Raw genomic sequence first — 1,981 nt, 5'->3', positions numbered from 1 at the left:
CCCGATGGGAAGCGGCGGAGAAGTCCTAATAAAACTACTTGAAGGCGATGGCGTGGACCATGTCTTCGGCATTCCTGGCGTGCATACCGTGGAGCTCTACCGCGGCCTGGCGGGCTCCTCGATCCGCCATGTCACCCCGCGCCACGAGCAGGGTGCCGGGTTCATGGCCGACGGTTATGCGCGCACCCGCGGCAAACCGGGGGTGTGCTTCATCATCACCGGCCCGGGCATGACCAACATCACCACTGCCATGGGCCAGGCCTATGCCGACTCGATCCCGATGCTGGTGATTTCCAGCGTGCAGTCGCGCGACCAGCTAGGCGGTGGTCGCGGCAAGCTGCATGAATTACCCAACCAGGCCGCGCTGGTGTCGGGTGTGGCGGCTTTTTCCCACACCCTGATGAGTGCCGATGACCTGCCGCAGGTGCTGGCCCGGGCATTCGCCGTGTTCGAAGGAGGCCGACCGCGCCCGGTGCATATCGAGATCCCGCTCGATGTGCTGGTCGAGCCGGCCGATCACCTGTTGCCGGGGCGCGTGGTGCGCAGTAGCCGGGCGGGGGCAGCGCCGCAGGCCGTGGCGCAGATGGCCGAGCGCCTGGCCAATGCAAGGCGGCCATTGATCCTGGCCGGGGGCGGCGCATTGGCCGCGGGCGCTGCGCTGGCGCGCCTGGCCGACCACCTGCAGGCGCCGGTGGCGCTGACCATCAATGCCAAGGGTCTGCTGCCGGCCAGCCACCCGCTGCAGATTGGCTCGACCCAGTCTTTGCCAGCCACGCGGGCGCTGGTGGCCGAGGCCGATGTGGTGCTGGCGATCGGCACCGAACTGGCCGAAACCGACTATGACATTACCTTCAAAGGTGGTTTCGAGATCCCTGGCAACCTGTTGCGCATCGACATCGACCCAGACCAGACCGTGCGCAATTACCTGCCAACGCTGTCGCTGGTGGCCGATGCCGAACTGGCCGCCGAGGCGCTGCTCGGCGCCTTGCAGCCACTGCCGCAACCCGTGCGTGAAAGCACATGGGGGGCAGCGCGGGTTGCCAGATTGCGCCAGGCACTGGCGGCGGGTTGGGACCAGCCGACCCTGAGCCAGACGCGTTTGTTGAACGCGATTCTCGAGCGCCTGCCCAATGCCATTCTGGTGGGCGATTCGACCCAGCCGGTGTACACCGGCAACCTGACTCTGGACATGGACCAGCCACGCCGTTGGTTCAATGCCTCGACCGGCTATGGCACCTTGGGTTACGCATTGCCAGCTGCCATGGGGGCCTGGCTGGGCAGCGCGGAACAGGTCGACGAGCGTGCCCCAGCGGTGTGCCTGATTGGTGATGGCGGTTTGCAGTTCACCTTGCCGGAGCTGGCCAGCGCGGTGGAAGCGCAGGTGCCGCTGATCGTGCTGTTGTGGAACAACCAGGGGTATGAGGAAATCAAGAAGTACATGGTCAACCGAGCGATCGAGCCGGTCGGGGTGGATATCCATACGCCGGACTTCATCGGTGTGGCGCGGGCCCTGGGCGCTGCGGCGGAGCAGGTGGCGGATGTGGCGCAGCTGCAGGTGGCGTTGGGGCAGGCAGTGGAGCGTAAGGGGCCGACCTTGATCCAGATTGACCAGAATCAGTGGCAGGGGGCTGTGTTGGGTTGAAGTGAAGCTATCGTCTGTACCGGCCCTTTCGCGGGCTTGCCCGCTCCCACAGGTACTGCACAGTTTTCAGTATCTGTGCAAAACCTGTGGGAGCGGGTTTACCCGCGAAGAGGCCGGCACAGGCAAAGCCAAACTCAGCCAGCAGTCGCCCGCAACCTGGCCACATCACGAATCGGCGGCGCGCCATACAGCCGGCTGTATTCACGGCTGAACTGTGACGGGCTCTCATACCCCACCCGGTAGGCTGCCACCGCTGCCTCGATCCCGTCATTGAGCATCAACCGCCGCGCCTCCTGCAGGCGCAGTTGCTTCTGGTACTGCAACGGGCTCATCGACGTC

General features: G+C 65.3%; 2 protein-coding genes. One reads left to right on the top strand and one right to left on the bottom strand.

Annotated features, from left to right (window positions below; genetic code table 11):
- Positions 1-4: 4 nt before the first annotated feature.
- On the top strand, positions 5-1,642 hold the full coding sequence (locus tag JV551A3_RS26940; RefSeq protein WP_133979252.1) for a 5-guanidino-2-oxopentanoate decarboxylase: 1,638 nt from the start codon (positions 5-7) through the stop codon (positions 1,640-1,642).
- Positions 1,643-1,776: 134 nt separating this feature from the next.
- On the opposite strand, the gene JV551A3_RS26930 is transcribed toward JV551A3_RS26940, so the two are convergent.
- A partial coding sequence (locus JV551A3_RS26930) for a helix-turn-helix domain-containing protein (protein WP_133979250.1) occupies positions 1,777-1,981 on the bottom strand: 205 nt, incomplete at its 5' end.

Origin of the sequence: Pseudomonas inefficax, from assembly GCF_900277125.1 — a bacterium.
In the GTDB taxonomy this organism is placed as follows: domain Bacteria; phylum Pseudomonadota; class Gammaproteobacteria; order Pseudomonadales; family Pseudomonadaceae; genus Aquipseudomonas; species Aquipseudomonas inefficax.
The sequence above is the reverse complement of the archived record's forward strand: the minus strand, read 5'-3'. Positions and strand labels throughout refer to the sequence as shown.